Below are 17,883 nucleotides of genomic sequence, written 5' to 3'. Positions count from 1 at the left end.
TTCTTTTCCGCGTCGGGCTCCTCTTTCCAGCCCCTGATTCTTCTGTATGGACATCCGAAACTTCTGCATCATTGCGCATATCGATCACGGCAAGTCGACACTGAGCGACCGCATGATTGAAAAAACCGGAACGCTGCAGAAGCGTGAAATGAAAGAACAGACCCTCGACATGATGGAACTGGAGCGTGAACGCGGCATTACCATCAAACTCACGCCGGTGCGTATGGAATATAACGGCGTGCAGCTCAACCTGATTGATACACCCGGTCACACCGACTTCCGCTACGAAGTCAGCAGATCACTTGCTGCGTGTGAAGGTGCCATTTTGCTTGTGGATGCATCGCAGGGAATCCAGGCGCAGACGATTGCTGTGCTGATGATGGCCATGGAGCATGACCTTAAAATTATTCCCGTGCTGAACAAACTCGATCTGCCCGCTGCAGACCCCGAGCGCGTGAGCGAGGAAGTGGTGAAGCTGCTTGGATGCAGCAAAGAGGATATTCTCCGGATTTCTGCAAAAGAGGGAACAGGTGTTCTTGAAGTGCTGCAGGCCGTCATCGACCGCATTCCGCCTCCCGTTCTGCCGGCCAACCGCGATACCACCCGCGCGCTTATTTTCGATGCTGTTGTTGATCCGTATCGTGGTGTCGTCGCCTATGTCCGTGTGATTGAAGGAATGCTCAAGGCGGGCACACAAGCGCATTTCCTCGGAACAAAAAGCAGTTTCCCGATTCAGGAAGTCGGCTTCTTTTCGCCTAAATTCATTCCCGATGATCAGCTGGTCGAAGGACAGATCGGGTACGTGGTGACAGGATTGAAAGATGTCCGTCAGGTGCGAGTGGGAGATACAATCGGGTCTGCACCGCATCTGCAGCAGCTGCCCGGTTACAAACAAGTCCAGCCGATGGTGTTTGCCGGCCTCTACCCGTCTGAAGCGGACCAATATCCGGATCTCCGTGATGCGATTGAGAAGTTGTCCCTCAATGATTCCGCTTTGACCAGCGAGCCGGAACAGAACGCCGCACTCGGAAACGGTTTCCGCTGCGGATTTCTCGGACTTCTGCACCTCGATATTATTCAGGAGCGTCTGGAGCGTGAGTATGATTGTGACCTGATCGTGACGGCGCCTAGCGTGCGCTATGAAGTAAAACTGAACGTCAAACAGGCTGCAGCGATTGTCCGCGCCAGTTTGCTCAAAGACGATGAACCGCAGGTTGCAAGTATCAGCAACCCCGCAGATTTCCCGGATCCCGCCTACATTGAAGAAGTGCGTGAACCGTGGGTGCAGCTGGAAATCGTCTGCCGCAGTGAAGATGTCGGAACGGTGATGACACTTATTCAGGATCGTCGCGGTATTTACCACACACTCGAATATTTGGACGCCGGCCGCTGCCTGCTCCGGTTTGATGTGCCGCTCCAGACTATCGTGCTCGATTTCTTCGATAAGCTGAAATCATCAACCGAAGGATACGGTTCCATGAGCTACGAGCCGCTTGGCTACAGAGCAGGGGATCTGGTGAAATTGCAGATTCTCCTCCTTGGAGAACCTGCTGATGCCCTCTCCACAATTGTCCACAGAAGTGAAGGACATGACGTCGGTATGATTGTCTGCAAGAAATTAAAAGAGGTGCTTCCAAAGGAAATGTTTGAAATCGCAATTCAGGCGGCTATTGGTGGAAAAGTTGTGGCGCGTGAGACGGTGGGGGCGATGCGCAAAGATGTGACCGGTTACCTGTATGGAGGAGATGTGTCTCGCAAGAAGAAGCTTTTGGAGAAGCAGAAAAAGGGAAAGAAGCGTATGAAGAAAATGGGAAAGGTGACACTGACGCAGGAAGCATTTTTGAGCGTCTTAAAGCGGTAACGTGTCATGCTGAGGACACTCGAAGCATGAAGTATGTCATTACTGCTCATCGGCGTTTTTTCTTTTACGACCCTACACAACATATTGTTTTTTGGTTTCGCAAAATGGTGATAGGCGATTTCGATAGGGAGTGTTTTTTATTAATCGTCTACATCCTCTTTCGGCTGATTCTCAATCATCCGGTCCATGCGTGCCTGCATGTACGGTGTGAACAGCCCCTGCAAAACGCCGATAGAGAGTGTCTGCAGATTCTCGAAGCTCGCGTTTTTCTGGTGATCTGCCAGGAATGTCTGCAGCACAAAGGTGGTGAGCTGAAGAACGGTTCCGTCGATATTGTTGTTTTCGACTATCAGGGTATCGAGAATGGTGTCCGGATCGGTCGAAAGTACGGTTTCCATCCGCATGATCCATTCGGTGAGTGCAACATTGTGGGCAGCATCAAGACCGGTCGAGCTCATGATGTCTGTATTGTTTGAAGTGGAAGCGTCGATCGCGATCTGCTTTTCCTTCAGGTAATCCGCAACAACGGTGCGACAGCCCTCACTGATGAGAGAGAGGATGGCGAGAATAAACGGGGATGGGCAGTTGATAGCAACAAGTCTGGCGATAAGCGTTGCGAGGTGTGTGCGCTGTGTGTCGTTCAGGAACTGCAAAATCATCTGGGCGACGCCGTCGTCACGCTTTTTGGCTTTCTTTTCCTCTTTGCGGATTTGCTGCATGGCGGCCTGGGCTGCCGCAAACTGTTCTTTGGCTTGTTCGGAAATGCCCTCGGACACCTTGCCGGTTCCGCCTTCGCCGCCTTCATCGGGGCTGTACGATTCTGGTCCGCTTACATCAAACATACAAAAGCTATACTACAGAGAAATACAGCGAGGAAAAGACAGAGTCACTGCACTTACGCAGCTGTCGGTTCCACGTGGATGACCGTTGCCCATGCCTGGGAACCTGTGAAAGACACACGCTTCATTTTGGTGAACTTCACTTTTCCATCAACAGACGCATGGATCGTCCAGTCCTTTCCCACATGCACGTTGTTTCCTGGGCGGTACCAATATCCCTTCTGGCGCACGAGAACCTCGCCTGCGCGTACAGATTCGCTACCGAAGCGCTTTACGCCACGGCGTTTCGCCTCAGAGTCTCGGCCGTTACTGGTGGTGCCACCGGCTTTCTTGTGTGCCATAGTGCGGAGATTTTACAGAAAAAGAGGGTACTTGCAAGGAGTATTTTAGCCCTTTTGGGCTATTTTATTGGTTGCGGGGGCCGGATTTGAACCGACGACCTCGAGGTTATGAGCCTCGCGAGCTACCAGGCTGCTCCACCCCGCGTCAAAGCTTGGGAATTCTACAGATTATTGATCTGGAAGCAAGAATCTTACTTTTGAGCTTCCTGTAATACCGCCCGCTGCAGTACCTCAATCCGGTCTTTATGGAACAGGAACAGATTCCAGTGTTCTACGACCGGCATCTGGCCCAAAAGCTCAAAATAGGCGGCTTGCTGACGTTCTTTGTCGAGAAGAGTGGTATCAATATCGGCAAGAGCGGGATCTGTGTAGGGCGTTGAAATAATCATCATTTTTTCGTTCGGATTCAGTCTATTGAGGTTTTCTTTGGCAAATTTATCTTTGTACTGCTCGGACTGGTAATACTCCAGATCCCGATAGCCCTGCTGGATATTCATCGCGATTTTGTCGTTGTCGTTCTGCATATCCTGCAACGTCTGTTCAAACAGAATATTGCGGTAAAAAGACAGCGCGAGTCCGAATGCCATGAAACCGACGACGGTCAGGCCGATCACGATGGTCAGCTGCTTGCTGACAGGCTCGGAATCACTTCTATAGGGCATGTGCTTATCCTACCTGAATGCGAGACATCCGTGCCATGCTCCAGTAAACTGTTTGCATGAAGATCTATTGCAGCGGCATCGGAGGTATTGGATTAAGTGCTTATGCGGCGCTGCAGGCGGCGTCCGGTCACACAGTGTCTGGAAGCGATCGTTCGGATAGTGCGCTGCTTGAAGATCTGCGTTCACAGGGGATTGCCGTTCATCTCACACAGGACGGATCGGGGTTGTCTGACGATACGGATCTCTTTGTTTTTTCCGAAGCCATTCCTGCAGATGCACCGGAGCGCGTAAAAGCTGCAGAGCTCGGTATAAAATCCCTGTCGTATTTTGCAGCACTCGGAGAACTGGTGAGCGGACACACGGTGATTGCAGTCTGCGGCACACATGGAAAATCATCGACGACAGCGATGGTCGCAAAAATGCTGATTGATCTCGGAAAAGATCCGAGTGTGGTGGTCGGGACAAAAATGCGCGAACTGAGCGGCCGTAACTGGCGAAAGGGGGCGAGTGATTTTTTTGTGGTGGAAGCGTGCGAGTACCGCCGGTCATTTCTGTTCATCAATCCGTCGATTGTTCTGATGACCAATGTCGATGGCGATCATTTCGATGCGTATGGATCACTCGAAGAATATAGAAAAGCCTTTGTGGATTTTCTCACACAACTTCCTGCTGATGGTTCAGTCATCACACATGGTGAAGATCCTGATTGTGTGGCTGTTGCATCCGCCTCCGGTCGCACCATGATTGATGCTGATCAATTCCCGCTCGTGCAACTCGCAACGCCCGGTGAGCACATGCGGCAGAATGCACGGCTCGCTCTTGCGCTTGCAGATCAGCTAAAGATCGATGCGAACGTTGCGCATAACAGTCTCTCTACGTTTGCAGGAACGTGGCGGCGCATGGAAGTGAAAGGGGAGATGGAAAATGGCATCACCCTGATTGATGATTACGGACATCATCCGGTTGAAATCCGCGCAACACTGAATGCGATGCGCGAAGCGTATGGAGATCGCCGCATTGTCTGTGTGTTCCAGCCGCACACGCATGACCGCACAAAAAAACTTTACCTGGAATTCACCGATGCATTTTTCGATGCAGACTTGGTGATCATTCCGAATATTTATGTCGCACGCAGCGATATTGAAAGCGGAACGGTCGATGTCGATACATTTGTGAATGACATTGCAGAGAACAGCGGCGTCGATGCGATCAATGGTCAGTCACTGGCAGAGACGGAAAACATGCTGCACGCAGATATCCTGCAACCAGGCGATGTACTCATCACCATGGGCGCAGGGGATATCACGCAGTTGTCGGATCGTTTACTTGGTTGATTTACTGGAGGAAGACGATGTCGTTTTATAAATATCAATCATGCGGCTGAGAACTTTTGAGAGTTCTGCACGGTTGATCGGATCGAGAGGGCCAAAGAGATGCAGATCATTTCCATCGGCATCGGTGCGACCTTCGACAACTTTTGCCGCTGTCGCTGTTTCGATTGCTGCGGCATACGGTGTGCGTGCAGTCACATCTGTGAAGAGTGTGCCTTTCTGCCAGTCGAGTTTTTTATCGAGAGCCTGGAGCAATGTGACGAGCACTTCGCCGCGTGTGGCAGGACGGGAGGGATCGATGGTTGCAGAATTGTAGATGGTCCAGCCGCGGCTTTCTGCGGAGGCAATAAAGGGGGAGAACCACTGTCCCTGTGCGGCAACGTTCTCCGGATTGACGTTTGTAAATGCGTCGGCGCTGATGCCGGCAATTTTGTGAGCAGCTTTTGCAAGTTCCGCGATATTCACATTGTTTCCCGGACCGAACTGTCCGGTTGCGTTGCCGTTTGCATCTTTGTATCCGGCAAGGATGCCGTACTTCACGACGTTTGCGACGTACGTGGAAAACCATGCGTCCGGTGTGACATCGCGGATGACAATGGCATCCAGACCTGTGCCGATCGTGATGGAGTTTTTGTCACTTACCTGAACTGTCTGGCGTTCGCGCATTTTGTCCGCCATGGGGCAGGCAATATACGTCGTGAACGATACGCGGCTCCCTGCTTCCAGGCGCAAACTCTTTGATGTCGGGATATTACAGCCTTTAATGGAATCATAGAGCACCTGGTACTGGCCTTCAGCGACACCCGTGAATGATGTGGGGGTCGTGCCGGTATAGACAGTATTGTTCGGTCCTTTAAGTGTGAAAGTCATGCCGATTGGATCACTATCCACTGCAACCATGCCGGATCGTGTAATGGTGTAGTGAATGACTACGCGGATGATGTCGCCGTTTCTGAGCACGAGTGATGTCTGCTGCTTCGGAAGAACGCTTTCAGATTCGTTATTGCGGTAAATGCGGATCGTTGCGCTCGCGCCGGTCGGCAGATGGGTGAAGACGGTATACGTTCCCGCCGATGTGTTATTGAGCGTCTGCACCGCACCAGATCCTCTGATCTGCTTGTTGTCCGGCTGGATCATAGTCCAGGAACCGAGTGTGCCTGCGCCGGAGCCGTTTTTCTGTTCAATGATAATGGTTCCTTCTCCCGGAAGAATATTGATGCCGGTTCCGCTTTCCACTTGCAGCCAGTCTGTTGCAATAGAAGACAAGGATGACAAAGAGGGCGAGGATGACACAGAACTTTCGTCTGCAGACGCGCTTGTGGCAGCCAGAAGACTGGAGCCAAGAAGAGCAGCTGTCAGAAGAAAGCGGGTGGAGAGATTAGTGTACTGCATAGCGAAAGGGGAGGAGGCCTGCAGTATAGCAGATGAAACTCGCGCTCAACATGCTATGATCTCTGCATGTCACGTTTTTTGTCGCAACTTCATCAGCATCGTTTACTGGGCGGTGCGTTTTCATTGGCGCTCACACAGGCGCTTGCGTCGGTGATGGGCCTTGTACGTGACAGACTTCTCAACCAGACATTCCCGGGACTCGATACAGTCGACGTGTACATCGCAAGCTTCCGCCCGAGCGATCTTCTGTTTCAGATCGCCATCATGTCCGGCATCTCCACTGTTCTCCTTCCCATGCTCGCACGGCATACGGCCAAGGGGGAAGGCTCACAGGAATCTGCGTTGCTTTCCAGCGTGATGTTCGTCGGATCCTCGGTGTTTGGAGTCCTTGCACTCATTCTTGCACTCTTCTTCCCGTATATCGCGCCACACATGGTCGCGTTTGAAGGAGAATCATTACAGCTCTATATCCTCTTTGGCCGGCTCGCACTGGTCACCAACTTCCTGTTCGTGTTCGGGAACGCACTTGGTCAGTATCTGAATGTCCATAAGCGGTACTGGATCTACGGTGTTACGCCCATTCTCTACACCGCAGGAACAATCGCTGGAACCATCTTCCTGACGCCGTACTACGGAGGACTCGGCCCGATGCTTGGAACCATGATCGGTGCAGCCGTCTACGTCATCATCCGTTTGATTGGAGCGATTCTGACAGGCTATAAGCCGATTTTCTGCACCTGGCACAAAGATCTCACCACGATGGGCTGGCTGATGGTGCCGCGCATGCTCGCCCTTGCCGCTCTTCAGTTACAGCTTCTGCTCTTCGATACGGTTGCGTCACGCATGCCGGCAGGTTCTATCACCATCAACAGCAATGCCCGCAATTTCGAATCATTTGTTGTGGGCGTCATTGGCATTGCACTCGCACAATCCGCCTTTGCACATTTGAGCGAGGCTGCGGCTAAAAAAGAGTGGCCGCGGTTCTGGCTGTATATGAAAAAAGGCGTGTTCTGGACACTCATCCTCACGATTCCCGCATCCGTTATTCTGGTGTTTGCCACGCCGATTGCGGAACGACTTGTGCATCTGCAGGATGTGCATGAGGTGTTTGCACTGGCACTTCTTTTCTACGCATTTGCGGTGCCGTTTGAAAGTCTGAATCATTTGTATCTGCGCGCGTTCTATTCGCTGCATGTGACAGGAACGCCGGCCATCTTCAGCGTGCTGAATGGCTGCATTGCGATTGCCGTTGCATGGTATGCCGCGCCGTATCTGGGAATTGCCGCGATCCCTGTCGGATTTTTGGCGGGGCAGGGGATATCGTTTGTCGGCTTGGCGCTGATGTTGCCTCAGTCCATCCGCAAACAGTCTTAATTACCTATTCTCTGAGGTATAGAGTACTTATTTGACAATTTACATATTAAGTATACTTTAGACTGAACATAGCCCATCCGGTCACAGAATGACGGGCTGTGCCCCGTTCGTTGTGTGGTCATTCACATCATCAGGAGCGTTTCTATGGCAGAACAACAACTCTTTCACAAACCGTGGACCGACAGTTTCGATGCTGCAATCAAAAAAGGAGGACCAGATCACAGCGATTACAACAGGGCAGGCAGCTTGTTCCTTAACTTTCAGCCGGCTGCTGAGAAAGTTGCTACGACTGAAGATGAATTCAATCAGGCCATTCTCGATCATCTTCTGTCAAATGCGATCGATACACCGGACAGCTATTTTACATGCTTTACCCGCTGTATTCCTCAGGCCGCCGCCGGCCTTAAGACAGCAGAAATCTGCCGCGTCATGGCACAGGCGCATACGATCCACGTCGATCCGGCCTATCATTATACTACCTTCTGCAGAGAATGGATGGATGTCTATGAATTATCAACCAACACACAACATTCCAATTGTATGGAACGATTTTGGCGCTCGTTCTTGATATGGAGGTCGAGATTTTTTGCCTTCGGCTCAGCGAAGAGCCAATCGACCAACTATTTCAATACTGCCCAAGGGGCGGCAATGGAAGTCGGTGTCCGGGTAGCGCATTACATGTCCTTCGTCTGGGAAGAACGCGGACGCCAGTTGGGGATGGGAGGAGCCGAAGCCTGGAATAAGGCCATCGAAGCCGCGATCCAGAATCTCGACTATGTCGTGAAAACGGTGCATCCGTCCAGGGATGCAAGTGCCATCTACGAGGCCAAACGCAACGTGTGGCGACTGGGAAATGAATTTTACAAACTGTTTCCGGGCCAGCACCACTTGCATGTGCTGGGATGGGACAGGTTGCAGGAGTTTTACCCTGCGCACCGCTAGACGCTCCTCGACAACACAACGAACATTGAACCGGGTGCCCCCATTGGGTATCCGGTTTTCGTGAAGCGCGGGAGTGTGACTACTACGCTGTAACATATCAGTGCGATGTTCATCGTCCGGCAGATATTCCATCGATCGAGCCAGTGCGCGCACAACCCGCCACAATTGTCTGCCGCTTTCATTGCCTGTTCCAGCTCATCAATCATGAGATCGGATTCATCAATATCACTCATGTGATACATTCTTCTCGGATCTCCTGAATGTCTTGTGGAATAGTCATGATGAGGTTTTTGTATCGCTCTATTTCCTGTCGTATGACCGGATTGATGTTGGCGGGCAGGCTGTCGGAAGCATTTTGCAGAAGATGCAGGATGCCCTGTGAATGCTGAGGGTTTTCCCGAAGAGCATCCATACAGATGCTGTAATACTGTATGATGAGTGTTTGTGCTGCGCTTTTTACAGTCCATGCTGCATCTTCTGCTGCAGAAAGCGGTGCGGCAGAAGGGGGGCAGGATGTTATGGCACGCTGTAAAGCTAGCACCATATAATGAGTGCCATCAAAAGAGTCCGGTGATTCTGTTTTTACTTCAATGTTCATATAATCACCCATTCCACCCTGGAGCGTTCTTTTGTGTGTATTCAATGAAGAAAAATCCATCAAGTGTTTTGCGGACAATCCAGACAGTGCCGTCTTCTTTCTTGCCGGAAAAAATCTTGCTGGGCCCCGCATCTGTCAACGCTTTGAGGCCGGGAACGACAGCAATGCCTTCAGCCTTGAGGGCAGCGTGTACTTCTTCGGCCGTGAGTTCCATGTGGGTCGGGTCCATCTTATTTCTTCTTTACCTGCGTAAAGTCGAGTTCGACCGGTGTTTCGCGATCGAAGATGAGAACGAGCACCGTGAGCTTTCCCTTATCCACATCGACAGAGTCCACGCTTCCTTCATAGTTCTTGAACGGACCATCGGAGATAATAACGAGGTCGCCGACCTGGAAGTCGCTCTTGAATTTGGCTTCCTGTTCGCCGACTCTGCGCTGGATCACACCGAATTCTTCCGGGGTGACAGGGACCGGGATGTTTCCGGAACCGACGAAACCGGTGACGTTCGGAGTGTTGCGGACCAGATACCAGGACTCATCAGTTACAGTCATATCCACGAGCACGTAGCCCGGGAACAGTTTGCGCTCTTCTTCAATCGGATCGCCTTTTTTGAAAACAAGCTGCTTCTCCTTCGGAACCTGCACATCAAAGATGTAGTCCTGCATGCGGAATGATTCCACGCGCTGCAGCAGAGACTGACGGACAGAATCCTCGTAACCGGCATAGGTGTGAACCACATACCAGTTCCGGCCTGCATTTGGGTCTTGTTTTGCCATGAGAAAATTAGGAAGCGAGAGAAAGAATGGCTTTCAGGGCCAGAGAGAGTACAAAGTCGAGAATACCGAATACGACGGCACAAGCGAGAGTGAAACCAATCACGATGCCTGAGAAACGAACAGCCTGCTGGCGGGTGGGCCAACGGACCTGACGGAGGTCTTCGAGTGCGTCGCGGAAGTAGGTTGTAAGAGCGTTCATAAGAGTGAGTTGCCTCAGTAAAAAACCCCGTTCGGGGCTCCTCTATGGTACCCAAAGTGGAGCAGGGCGCAAGGTCATTTTCGCGTCTTTGAGCGGCTAAAACCCCTATTCCAGGTTGTAGTTGTGGTGGGTGACGGCGTGGATTTTACTGACTGGAAGCGCTACAAACCACACACGGCCCTTAATATCGCTTCTGGTCACATACGGCTCTGCAGCCCCGTTTTCGAGGGTAAAGCTGCGGGAATCGAGACTTCCCTGGCGATTATCTCCCATCACGAAGTAGGCATCGTCCGGAACGGTAAAATCCTGCTCGGAGCCGTCGCCCTGTCCGGGCGGGTGGCGGAAGGTCTTTCCCTGGTTTCTGGCATCCAGATACGGTTCATCCAGTCTCTGTTCCGCTTGAGAACCGGCAGTTTTCAGGAACACGTTCCCATCGCGGATGACAACCGTATCGCCCGGCAGTCCGATGACACGTTTGACGTAGTACTTTTTCGGATCATTGGGTGGACGGAAGACGACGATATCACCGCGTTCCGGGGTACCCAAAAAGTAGACGAGTTTGTTGATGACAATATATTCGTTGTCTTCCAGTGTGCTGACCATCGAGCTTCCTTCTACCTGAAAGGGGGAGACGAGAAAGGTGCGGATACCCGCAACAATCGCCACAATGACGACAATGTTGAAGACAACATCCAGAAGATGAAACCATAACCCGTGCTGTTTTTCTTCGCGTACCATGGATATCCAGTGTAACGCGGAGGATACGGCGTGTACAGCAAAGGGCGGTCAATGTTGCATCGTGCCCGGCTGCGCTACACTGTGTGTGTATTTGTTCCCGGATCGCCCAGTGATCAATCAGTTTCTCTTCAAAAAACACCTGGAAGATGATGAAACCCTTGTGCGAGTGGTGCATAAGCACTGGCTTATAGGATTCCGGGCGCTTTTCTGGCCGACACTTTTTGTGCTGCTGTGCGTGTGGCTGATGACGCTGGCGCAGGTGCGCGGGGCGTATATTGCGGTCGCGATTATTACATTCGTGGTTCTTGTCTGGTGGCTCCGGAATTTCTTTGATTACTATCTGGATGCGTGGCTGATTACGGACCAGGGGATTATTGATATCGCATGGTTCGGGTGGTTTCACCGCCAGTCAACGCGTGTGCTCTACAGCGATCTGCAGGGAATCAGTTACGAAATCAAAGGGATTTGGGGTACGTTGCTGCGCTTCGGGACGCTCAGTGTCGAGAAGATTTCAACCGGTACCGCAGTGTCGTTGGATTTTGTGACCAATCCCAAGGCTGTTGAATTACTTGTTCTCAAAAACATGGAAACGTATCTGCACTCGCGCAACATGAAAGATGCCAAGCAGGTGCAGGAATTGCTCGCCACACTCGTTGCCCAGCAGATCCAGCTTCAGGATCAGGAAGAATAATTGTATTTTTTTTCATGAGATTCTATGCAGGGAATTATCATCACCATAGTTCTGATTGTGATTGCGGGATTTGTCTTTCTCATTTGGAAAGCACGCAACGGTCGCAAGCTGAGCGAGGCAAGTGTGAAGCGCATACAGGCGATGATGGCAAAAACAAATCAGGCGGCTGATCCTGCCATGCGCATTCTGGAGTACGATAAAATTCTGGATCAGTTGTTCTATGAACTCGGGTTCCAGGGAAACACGGCGGACAAACTGAAAAAAGGCGGTGCCCGTTTTCCGAATATCCAGACGCTCTGGAAGTATCATAAGATGCGGAATGTTCTTGCCCATGAACACGGGGCGACGGCGCAATCTCGTGATGCGGATGGTTTTCGGGATGCGTTGATGGTTGCGCTGGCAAGAGTGTCTTAATGGGTGATGGGTTATTGGTAATTGGTTATTGGGTTTTTCTATGTTGTATCTTATTTGTATCTTGCAGCTTGTTTCTTGTATCTTCGTCCTATGAAGCCATCACTGCTCCTCATCGGTCTCGGAAATCCTGGGAAACAGTATGACAACACACGTCACAATGCGGGGTTTCAGGCTCTTGATGTGCTCTCAGAATCGTATGGACAGGGGGAGTGGAAAGAGAGTGAAAAATACGATGCGTGTATTCAGGAAGCGCGCGTGGGTGTTGTGCCGGCACTCCTCGTGAAGCCGGTGACGTATATGAACCTGTCTGGAACTTCTGTCCGCAAGCTTGTGGATTTTTACAGACTGGATCCGAAGACGCAGGTGATTGTTCTGTGTGATGATATTGATATTCCGCTTGGCACGATCAGATTCCGGAAGAAGGGGAGTGCGGGGACGCACAATGGACTGAAGTCTATTATTGAACACTTTGGTGAGGAATTTCCGCGACTTCGCATCGGGATCGGGCCGAAGCCGGCTGGAGCGGATTTGGCGAATTGGGTGTTGAGCGGGATGACAGGGGAGGAAAATAATGCGTTGAAAAAGGTGTATGGGGAGATTGAGGAGTTGGTGCGGACGTATGTGATGGAACTGTGATACGTTTCACTCCTTTTGCTTTTCTGTCGCATCAGGTTCTGTATAAGGTCGCGCTGTCAAAAGAGGCATGCGTTTTTGTGCATACACGGTTGCTGAGTCGCCTTGGCGGCGTAGTTGTACTGTGAAAAAATTTCCTGTTTTTTGCTTCACAGGGCGTATTTGTACACAGTTATCACCGTAAAATAATTCACATCCCGCTCGCCGTACCAGAAGACGGATATCAAAAATTTGCTGAGGCTCTTCCTCAATGGGATACGTTGTATGTTCCAATGACGCGAGCCATGCATTTATTTTTACGAGAATAGGGGAAAGAGCGCTATCCAATTCTTCTAGCAACAGATTTTTCTCTTCATTTTTAGCCTCTGATTCTCGGGGGGGCGCCTGATTCCATAAGCATGGTGGTACAAAAACACCCTCTCTCACCGCTTTATCGTCTGCAGTAAGAGAGGGTGCATTGTTTTTAGACTCCTGTAATAAACTTGCGGAGGAATCCTGCTCCTGTTCCGGTTGTCAGACCCGCGAGAGCGAGCCAGAAGGAGAGGGGCAGGCTGTTATTCGCGCTGCCTGTAATTGGGCGGAGGGTCAGGACGCTTCCTGCGAGGTCTCCGAATCCTGTCTGCGGCAGGTTACCTGCACCGATCACCTGGACGACGGCGGAGGCGCGTTCGCGGAGGCCGTTGTCTCCTGTGACTTCAACGTCGTTTCTCACAAACTGTCCGGCGGTGTAGCTGTTGCCGATGGTAATGCGGTAGCGAATGGTGCGGCTGGCGTTCGGGCTGAGGCTACCGATGTTCCAGACGAGGCGACCGTTACTGTAGTTGTCGGCGTTGCCGTCATCGATCACGGTGACATTTGCCGGGAGGATATCTGTCACGCGGACGTTTCTGAGCGTGTCGTCACTGTTATTGCGGAAGCGCACTGTGTACTCCACCATTCCTCCGGGGAAGACTTCGTAGGTGCTGGCGTCCTTGGTCAGGTCGAGATTTGCGTTGCTCGTACCGTCTTCATCGACGTAGTCAGTGTCTGTCGCGGTGCGGCCGTTCACTTCTGCGCGGTTGGTGATGGTGCCACGGGCATCATGCTCCACTTCAACAGTGAGTCTGAATGTGCGGGTATCGAAGGAGGAGAAGTGTACGTTGTTCCAGGTAACGGTGCGGCCGTTCACACGTCCACTGTCGCCAACGGAGATGATGCGCAGGTCGTTCGGGAGGATATCGCGGACGGTTGCGGTTGTGCTGTTGCCGCTCTGGTTGCGGACGGTGATTGTATAGGTCAGGCGGTCACCAGGGCGGACAGTGGAGCGTCCGTCTGTCTTGCTGATTGTGAAGCGCTCGTGGTCGTTGTCGTGATGTGTTTCACGGTTCTGGATGAAGACCTTGGCACAGGTGTCATTGGAGTTCACGGTGACCTGACCGTTACTCGGGCTGATGGACTGGATTCTCCAGCCGTTCATGCCGTACTCGGTCACAGTGTGTGTTCCTGACGGAACGTTGTCGAAGTGTGCATGACCGGCACTGTTATTCGTGGTCGTGCGGTTTCCATCAAGGCTGAACGTGAAGCTCGGTACGTTGTAGATCGGGTTACCGTTATAGTCGGTTGCGGTCTTGAAGATGTCGATACAACCCGTCTGCGCAGAACCGCTGACTGTTGCGCTTGCGGAGTTGTTGCCGGTGTTCGGGTCCTGTGTGGAGGAAGTGACGGTTGCTGTGTTGGTCACGGAACCGTTCACGTTCATGCGAGCGGTGAGCTGCATGGTTGCACTTGCGCCGACGCTCATAGTGCCGAGATTCCACTGGCCATTTGAGAATGTACCGCTCGTCGTCACAACGTTCACGAAGGTGAGGCCGGACGGGAGGTTATCGGTCACAATCACGTTCTGTGCTGTTGCCGGACCGTTATTCTGCACTGTGACCGTGAAGACAGTCTGTGCGCCGATGGACACTGTGGACGGGTTGGCCGTCTTGGTGATAGCCATGTCCGCGTTGTTGCTCGGGACAGAAGAGGAAGAAGAGCTGCTGGAAGACACACTGTTCAGTTTGTTCTGGAAGGTCACTGTGGAGCAGCTTGTGTTGTTCTCAGATGCAAACACCGTCACAGTACCGTTCTGCGGGAAGACGCTCATGAGGGTCCAGCCCGGAACGACAACTTCAGAGACAGAGTGGATACCAACCGTGACGTTATTGAAGCGGGCGTGTCCTGTGGAATCGTTCGTGGTGGACATGCTGTTTCCGTCGAGATTGAAGATGAACGGAGCAATGGTGGAGAATGGGCTGCCGTTTGCGCTGTAGGTCTGCTTCAGGATTTCGATACAACCGGTCTGTGTCTGCTGGATACCGGTGACAGACGCGCTTGCCGTGTTGTTGCCGAGGTTGCTGTCCGGGTTAGCGGATGTCACGGTTGCTGTATTGATGACGGTGCCGGCAACGTTCACCGTTGCGCCGATCTGCATCTGGGCGGTTGCGCCAGCCTGCATAGTGCCGATGGACCACTGTCCGTTTGCGTACGTACCGTTTGTCGTGAATACATTGATGAATGTCAGGCCGGATGGCAGGACATCAGTCACAATCACGTTCTGTGCTGCTGCAGGGCCGTTATTCGTCACGGTGACCGTGAAGACAGTTGAGGCGCCGACAGTGACAGTCTGCGGGTTGGCAGTCTTTGTAATCGCAACGTCCACCGTGTTATTGGCTGTGGAAGAAGACGAGGAAGACATGCTTGAGGATGAGCTGCTGTTCGGACAGTTCAGCGTTGTGATAACCGTGTTGCTCGTGTGGTTATTCAGGTTTGCATCATTACTGGATGTGCTGACGTATGCTGTGTTGTAGACGTTCTCCGGGAAACACGGATTCATGACGTTGCGTGTCTGGAAGGAGAGGCTGATGCTCTGGGAGCCCGGGTTCATGGAACCGAGGTAACAGCGGACCTGACCGACTTCGAGGTTACAGCGCGAGTCAGATGCACTGTCGTTGTAGATGAATCCGCTCGGGAAGGCGTCCGTCACAATCACGTTCTGTGCTGTGCCCTGGCCACTGTTTGTGACCGTGAGCGTGTAGACAACTGTGCTGTTGTAGCCTGCTGTTGCCGGACCGCTCTTTGTGATGCTGAGGTCTGGGTTACCCGGAATGGAAGAAGCGGAAGAGGAAGAGGACACAGATGAGGAAGACGAACTCACAACCGGACAGATGACGTTGGTTACCACAGTGTTGCTTGTATTGTTGTTCAGGTTCGTATCACCGTTAGAGATGCTGACGTAGGCTGTGTTGTACACATTCTCCGGGCTGCAAGGATTGATGTTCGGAACAGAGAAGGAGAGAACGAGGCTCTGTGTGCCGACGTTCATAGAACCGAGGGAACAGCGGACCTGGCCAACTTCGAGGTTACAGCGGCTGTCAGATGCGTTGTCGTTGTAGATGAAGCCATTCGGGAAGGCATCAGTCACGATCACGTTCTGCGCTGTAGCCGGACCATCGTTTGTTACAGTCAGTGTGTAAGCAATAGCATTGCCGCGGAGCACCGTGGTCGGGCCGCTCTTGGAGATTCTAAGGTCAGAACCGTTGTTTGGCGTAGAAGATGTCGTGCTGGATGCCACGGAGGACATTGCGGAAGACGAAGAGTAGATATTGAACTCATCATCATCGTCAGGGTTTGTACAACCGAGGTCAGCCGGGTAGTCCACGCGTCCGTCACCGTCGTTATCCACGCTATCGCGGCACTGTGGGAGGCGGCCTGTAGAAGACGCAAAGGAAGACGAAGAGTAGATATTGAACTCATCATCATCGTCAGGGTTTGTACAACCAGCATCTGCCGGGTAGTCCACACGTCCGTCACCGTCGTTATCCACAGAGTCACGGCACTGCGGCAAGCGAGCGGTTGAAGACTGTGCAGAAGATGAGTAGATGTTGAATTCGTCATCGTCGTTCGGGCTGGTACAACCAGCATCTGCCGGGTAGTCCACGCGTCCGTCACCGTCGTTATCCACGCTATCGCGGCACTGTGGGAGGCGGGCTGTAGACGATGCCTGGCTCATTGTGGATGTTGCAGACGAAGAATAGATATTGAACTCGTCATCGTCGTTCGGGCCGGTACAACCAAGGTCAGCCGGGTAGTCCACACGTCCGTCACCGTCGTTATCGACAGAGTCGCGGCATTGAGGAAGTCTGACGGATGTTGCAGATGAGGAAGAAGCGATGATGTTGAATTCGTCGTTATCAGCCGGAGACGCACAACCCGGATCTGCCGGATAGTCCACGCGTCCGTCACCGTCGTTATCAACCGTGTCATTACACTGGGAAGTCGTCACTACAATTATGGACGATGTAGCAGAGGATGTCGGGACGAAGTTCCACTCGTCGTTATCAGACGGGCTGGTACAACCCGGATCGTTCATATCCACGCGGTTATCGTTATCGTTATCGATTCCGTCGTTACATGCTGCAGGGGCTGCAGATGAAGCCGGGGGATTGAATTCGTTATCATCATCAGGGTTTGTACAACCCGGATCATTCATATCGGTTTGTCCGTCTCCGTCGTTATCAATGCCGTCGCTACAAGCGGCCTGAGGCGCTGCAGACGAAGTCTGGATGAAATTCCACTCATCGTTGTCATTCGGGCTCGTACAGCCTGCATCGGCCATATCCGTCATTCCATCACCATCATTGTCGACCGTGTCGCTACACTGTGCTGCAGGAACCATCACGTCCATTTGGCCATTGTCCTGCTGATCCATGCCTCCCTGGTCCTGGTCGTTTCCTGTATCCACAGCCACATTGAATTCGCTGTTATCTCCCATATCTGTACAACCGGCGTCGGCCATGTCGAACATGCCGTCACCGTCGTTATCCACACCGTCGTTACATTGCGTGGCTTCCTGGGCATTTGCCTGCAGGACGGTGAACTTCTGCACCTCAAACTGTACGTTCGCTGCAACGAGCGCCGTCAGGGCCACAATGGCTAAGCTCTTCTGTATGCGCTCAATGAGCCGTTTTGGGGCACTTGAGAGGAGTGAGTGGAACCGTACCATAAAAATGAGGGAGAGTGGACAAAAGGGAGTTAATGTACCTTATTAATATAATTTGTCAAGGAAAGTGTA

General features: G+C 52.1%; 18 protein-coding genes and 1 tRNA gene. 7 read left to right on the top strand and 12 right to left on the bottom strand.

All coding sequences use genetic code 11. The features are described 5' to 3' along the window. Positions 1 to 46 precede the first annotated feature (46 nt). Complete coding sequence (gene lepA / locus K8942_03725; protein UPA22145.1) at positions 47 to 1,861, top strand: translation elongation factor 4; 1,815 nt, start codon at positions 47 to 49, stop codon at positions 1,859 to 1,861. Between the two features lie 140 nt (positions 1,862 to 2,001). On the opposite strand, the gene K8942_03720 is transcribed toward lepA, so the two are convergent. The 4 genes from K8942_03720 to K8942_03705 all read right to left on the bottom strand — a co-directional run bounded on the left by K8942_03720 (position 2,002) and on the right by K8942_03705 (position 3,703). Then, positions 2,002 to 2,703 carry a hypothetical protein gene (locus K8942_03720; GenBank protein UPA22144.1) on the bottom strand — a complete coding sequence of 234 codons (702 nt, stop codon included), beginning with the start codon at positions 2,701 to 2,703 and terminating at the stop codon, positions 2,002 to 2,004. Positions 2,704 to 2,756: 53 nt separating this feature from the next. Beyond that, positions 2,757 to 3,041, bottom strand: a complete 285-nt coding sequence (gene rpmA / locus K8942_03715) for a 50S ribosomal protein L27 (GenBank protein ID UPA22143.1) — start codon at positions 3,039 to 3,041, stop codon at positions 2,757 to 2,759. A gap of 68 nt (positions 3,042 to 3,109) precedes the next feature. Next, a tRNA-Met gene (locus K8942_03710) sits at positions 3,110 to 3,186 on the bottom strand. A 46-nt stretch (positions 3,187 to 3,232) separates the two neighbouring features. Then, positions 3,233 to 3,703 carry a hypothetical protein gene (locus K8942_03705; GenBank protein ID UPA22142.1) on the bottom strand — a complete coding sequence of 157 codons (471 nt, stop codon included), beginning with the start codon at positions 3,701 to 3,703 and terminating at the stop codon, positions 3,233 to 3,235. 56 nt (positions 3,704 to 3,759) lie between these two features. On the opposite strand from K8942_03705, the gene K8942_03700 reads away from it, so the two are divergent. Then, a complete protein-coding gene (locus tag K8942_03700) occupies positions 3,760 to 5,037 on the top strand; it encodes a UDP-N-acetylmuramate--L-alanine ligase (protein ID UPA22141.1) in 1,278 nt (425 codons plus the stop codon). Here the strand turns inward: K8942_03700 and K8942_03695 are convergent. Beyond that, on the bottom strand, positions 5,026 to 6,426 hold the full coding sequence (locus K8942_03695) for an S-layer homology domain-containing protein (protein UPA22140.1): 1,401 nt from the start codon (positions 6,424 to 6,426) through the stop codon (positions 5,026 to 5,028). The two genes, K8942_03700 and K8942_03695, sit on opposite strands and share 12 nt — an antisense overlap. Positions 6,427 to 6,492: 66 nt before the next feature. Here K8942_03695 and K8942_03690 point away from each other — a divergent pair, with 66 nt between their 5' ends. Next, complete coding sequence (locus tag K8942_03690) at positions 6,493 to 7,800, top strand: hypothetical protein (GenBank protein ID UPA22139.1); 1,308 nt, start codon at positions 6,493 to 6,495, stop codon at positions 7,798 to 7,800. 144 nt (positions 7,801 to 7,944) lie between these two features. Further along, a complete protein-coding gene (locus K8942_03685; GenBank protein ID UPA22138.1) occupies positions 7,945 to 8,742 on the top strand; it encodes a hypothetical protein in 798 nt (265 codons plus the stop codon). On the opposite strand, the gene K8942_03680 is transcribed toward K8942_03685, so the two are convergent. From K8942_03680 to lepB, 6 genes are all read right to left on the bottom strand, one after another. Continuing rightward, the gene (locus K8942_03680; protein UPA22137.1) at positions 8,739 to 8,975 is read right to left on the bottom strand and encodes a hypothetical protein; all 237 of its coding nucleotides are present in this window, start codon (positions 8,973 to 8,975) and stop codon (positions 8,739 to 8,741) included. The genes K8942_03685 and K8942_03680 overlap by 4 nt on opposite strands. Further along, positions 8,972 to 9,340: a hypothetical protein gene (locus tag K8942_03675; protein UPA22136.1), complete on the bottom strand. Its 369-nt coding sequence runs from the start codon at positions 9,338 to 9,340 to the stop codon at positions 8,972 to 8,974. The genes K8942_03680 and K8942_03675 overlap by 4 nt, the downstream gene beginning before the upstream one ends. A gap of 4 nt (positions 9,341 to 9,344) precedes the next feature. Then, positions 9,345 to 9,554, bottom strand: coding sequence for a hypothetical protein (locus tag K8942_03670; GenBank protein ID UPA22135.1), 210 nt, complete (start codon positions 9,552 to 9,554; stop codon positions 9,345 to 9,347). 16 nt (positions 9,555 to 9,570) lie between these two features. Beyond that, entirely contained in the window at positions 9,571 to 10,116 is a 546-nt protein-coding gene (gene nusG / locus K8942_03665) for a transcription termination/antitermination protein NusG (protein UPA22134.1), read from the bottom strand. Positions 10,117 to 10,123: 7 nt separating this feature from the next. Next, entirely contained in the window at positions 10,124 to 10,315 is a 192-nt protein-coding gene (secE, locus tag K8942_03660) for a preprotein translocase subunit SecE (GenBank protein ID UPA22133.1), read from the bottom strand. 105 nt (positions 10,316 to 10,420) lie between these two features. Then, on the bottom strand, positions 10,421 to 11,053 hold the full coding sequence (gene lepB, locus K8942_03655; GenBank protein ID UPA22132.1) for a signal peptidase I: 633 nt from the start codon (positions 11,051 to 11,053) through the stop codon (positions 10,421 to 10,423). On the opposite strand from lepB, the gene K8942_03650 reads away from it, so the two are divergent. The 3 genes from K8942_03650 (at position 11,052) to pth (ending at position 12,794) form a co-directional block, all read left to right on the top strand. Next, the gene (locus K8942_03650; GenBank protein UPA22131.1) at positions 11,052 to 11,744 is read left to right on the top strand and encodes a PH domain-containing protein; all 693 of its coding nucleotides are present in this window, start codon (positions 11,052 to 11,054) and stop codon (positions 11,742 to 11,744) included. The genes lepB and K8942_03650 overlap by 2 nt on opposite strands. A 24-nt stretch (positions 11,745 to 11,768) precedes the next feature. Next, positions 11,769 to 12,158 carry a hypothetical protein gene (locus K8942_03645; protein ID UPA22130.1) on the top strand — a complete coding sequence of 130 codons (390 nt, stop codon included), beginning with the start codon at positions 11,769 to 11,771 and terminating at the stop codon, positions 12,156 to 12,158. Positions 12,159 to 12,248: 90 nt separating this feature from the next. Next, positions 12,249 to 12,794 carry an aminoacyl-tRNA hydrolase gene (gene pth, locus K8942_03640; GenBank protein ID UPA22129.1) on the top strand — a complete coding sequence of 182 codons (546 nt, stop codon included), beginning with the start codon at positions 12,249 to 12,251 and terminating at the stop codon, positions 12,792 to 12,794. 460 nt (positions 12,795 to 13,254) lie between these two features. On the opposite strand, the gene K8942_03635 is transcribed toward pth, so the two are convergent. Beyond that, a complete protein-coding gene (locus K8942_03635; GenBank protein UPA22128.1) occupies positions 13,255 to 17,814 on the bottom strand; it encodes a DUF11 domain-containing protein in 4,560 nt (1,519 codons plus the stop codon). Positions 17,815 to 17,883: the final 69 nt, after the last annotated feature.

The organism is Candidatus Peribacteria bacterium, assembly GCA_023038255.1.
In the GTDB taxonomy this organism is placed as follows: Bacteria; Patescibacteriota; Gracilibacteria; order Peribacterales; family Peribacteraceae; genus CALREJ01.
The sequence above is the reverse complement of the archived record's forward strand: the minus strand, read 5'-3'. Positions and strand labels throughout refer to the sequence as shown.

What these genes read in the sequence shown, in the direction of transcription:
- K8942_03720 (UPA22144.1), bottom strand. Translation starts at nt 2,703, where the DNA reads ATGTTTGATGTAAGCGGACCAGAATCGTACAGCCCCGATGAAGGCGGC.
- rpmA (UPA22143.1), bottom strand. Translation starts at nt 3,041, where the DNA reads ATGGCACACAAGAAAGCCGGTGGCACCACCAGTAACGGCCGAGACTCT.
- lepB (UPA22132.1), bottom strand. Translation starts at nt 11,053, where the DNA reads ATGGTACGCGAAGAAAAACAGCACGGGTTATGGTTTCATCTTCTGGAT.
- K8942_03685 (UPA22138.1), top strand. Translation starts at nt 7,945, where the DNA reads ATGGCAGAACAACAACTCTTTCACAAACCGTGGACCGACAGTTTCGAT.
- pth (UPA22129.1), top strand. Translation starts at nt 12,249, where the DNA reads ATGAAGCCATCACTGCTCCTCATCGGTCTCGGAAATCCTGGGAAACAG.
- K8942_03635 (UPA22128.1), bottom strand. Translation starts at nt 17,814, where the DNA reads ATGGTACGGTTCCACTCACTCCTCTCAAGTGCCCCAAAACGGCTCATT.
- K8942_03675 (UPA22136.1), bottom strand. Translation starts at nt 9,340, where the DNA reads ATGAACATTGAAGTAAAAACAGAATCACCGGACTCTTTTGATGGCACT.
- K8942_03650 (UPA22131.1), top strand. Translation starts at nt 11,052, where the DNA reads ATGGATATCCAGTGTAACGCGGAGGATACGGCGTGTACAGCAAAGGGC.
- K8942_03695 (UPA22140.1), bottom strand. Translation starts at nt 6,426, where the DNA reads ATGCAGTACACTAATCTCTCCACCCGCTTTCTTCTGACAGCTGCTCTT.
- K8942_03705 (UPA22142.1), bottom strand. Translation starts at nt 3,703, where the DNA reads ATGCCCTATAGAAGTGATTCCGAGCCTGTCAGCAAGCAGCTGACCATC.
- secE (UPA22133.1), bottom strand. Translation starts at nt 10,315, where the DNA reads ATGAACGCTCTTACAACCTACTTCCGCGACGCACTCGAAGACCTCCGT.
- K8942_03700 (UPA22141.1), top strand. Translation starts at nt 3,760, where the DNA reads ATGAAGATCTATTGCAGCGGCATCGGAGGTATTGGATTAAGTGCTTAT.
- K8942_03680 (UPA22137.1), bottom strand. Translation starts at nt 8,975, where the DNA reads ATGAGTGATATTGATGAATCCGATCTCATGATTGATGAGCTGGAACAG.
- nusG (UPA22134.1), bottom strand. Translation starts at nt 10,116, where the DNA reads ATGGCAAAACAAGACCCAAATGCAGGCCGGAACTGGTATGTGGTTCAC.
- K8942_03670 (UPA22135.1), bottom strand. Translation starts at nt 9,554, where the DNA reads ATGGAACTCACGGCCGAAGAAGTACACGCTGCCCTCAAGGCTGAAGGC.
- K8942_03645 (UPA22130.1), top strand. Translation starts at nt 11,769, where the DNA reads ATGCAGGGAATTATCATCACCATAGTTCTGATTGTGATTGCGGGATTT.
- lepA (UPA22145.1), top strand. Translation starts at nt 47, where the DNA reads ATGGACATCCGAAACTTCTGCATCATTGCGCATATCGATCACGGCAAG.
- K8942_03690 (UPA22139.1), top strand. Translation starts at nt 6,493, where the DNA reads ATGTCACGTTTTTTGTCGCAACTTCATCAGCATCGTTTACTGGGCGGT.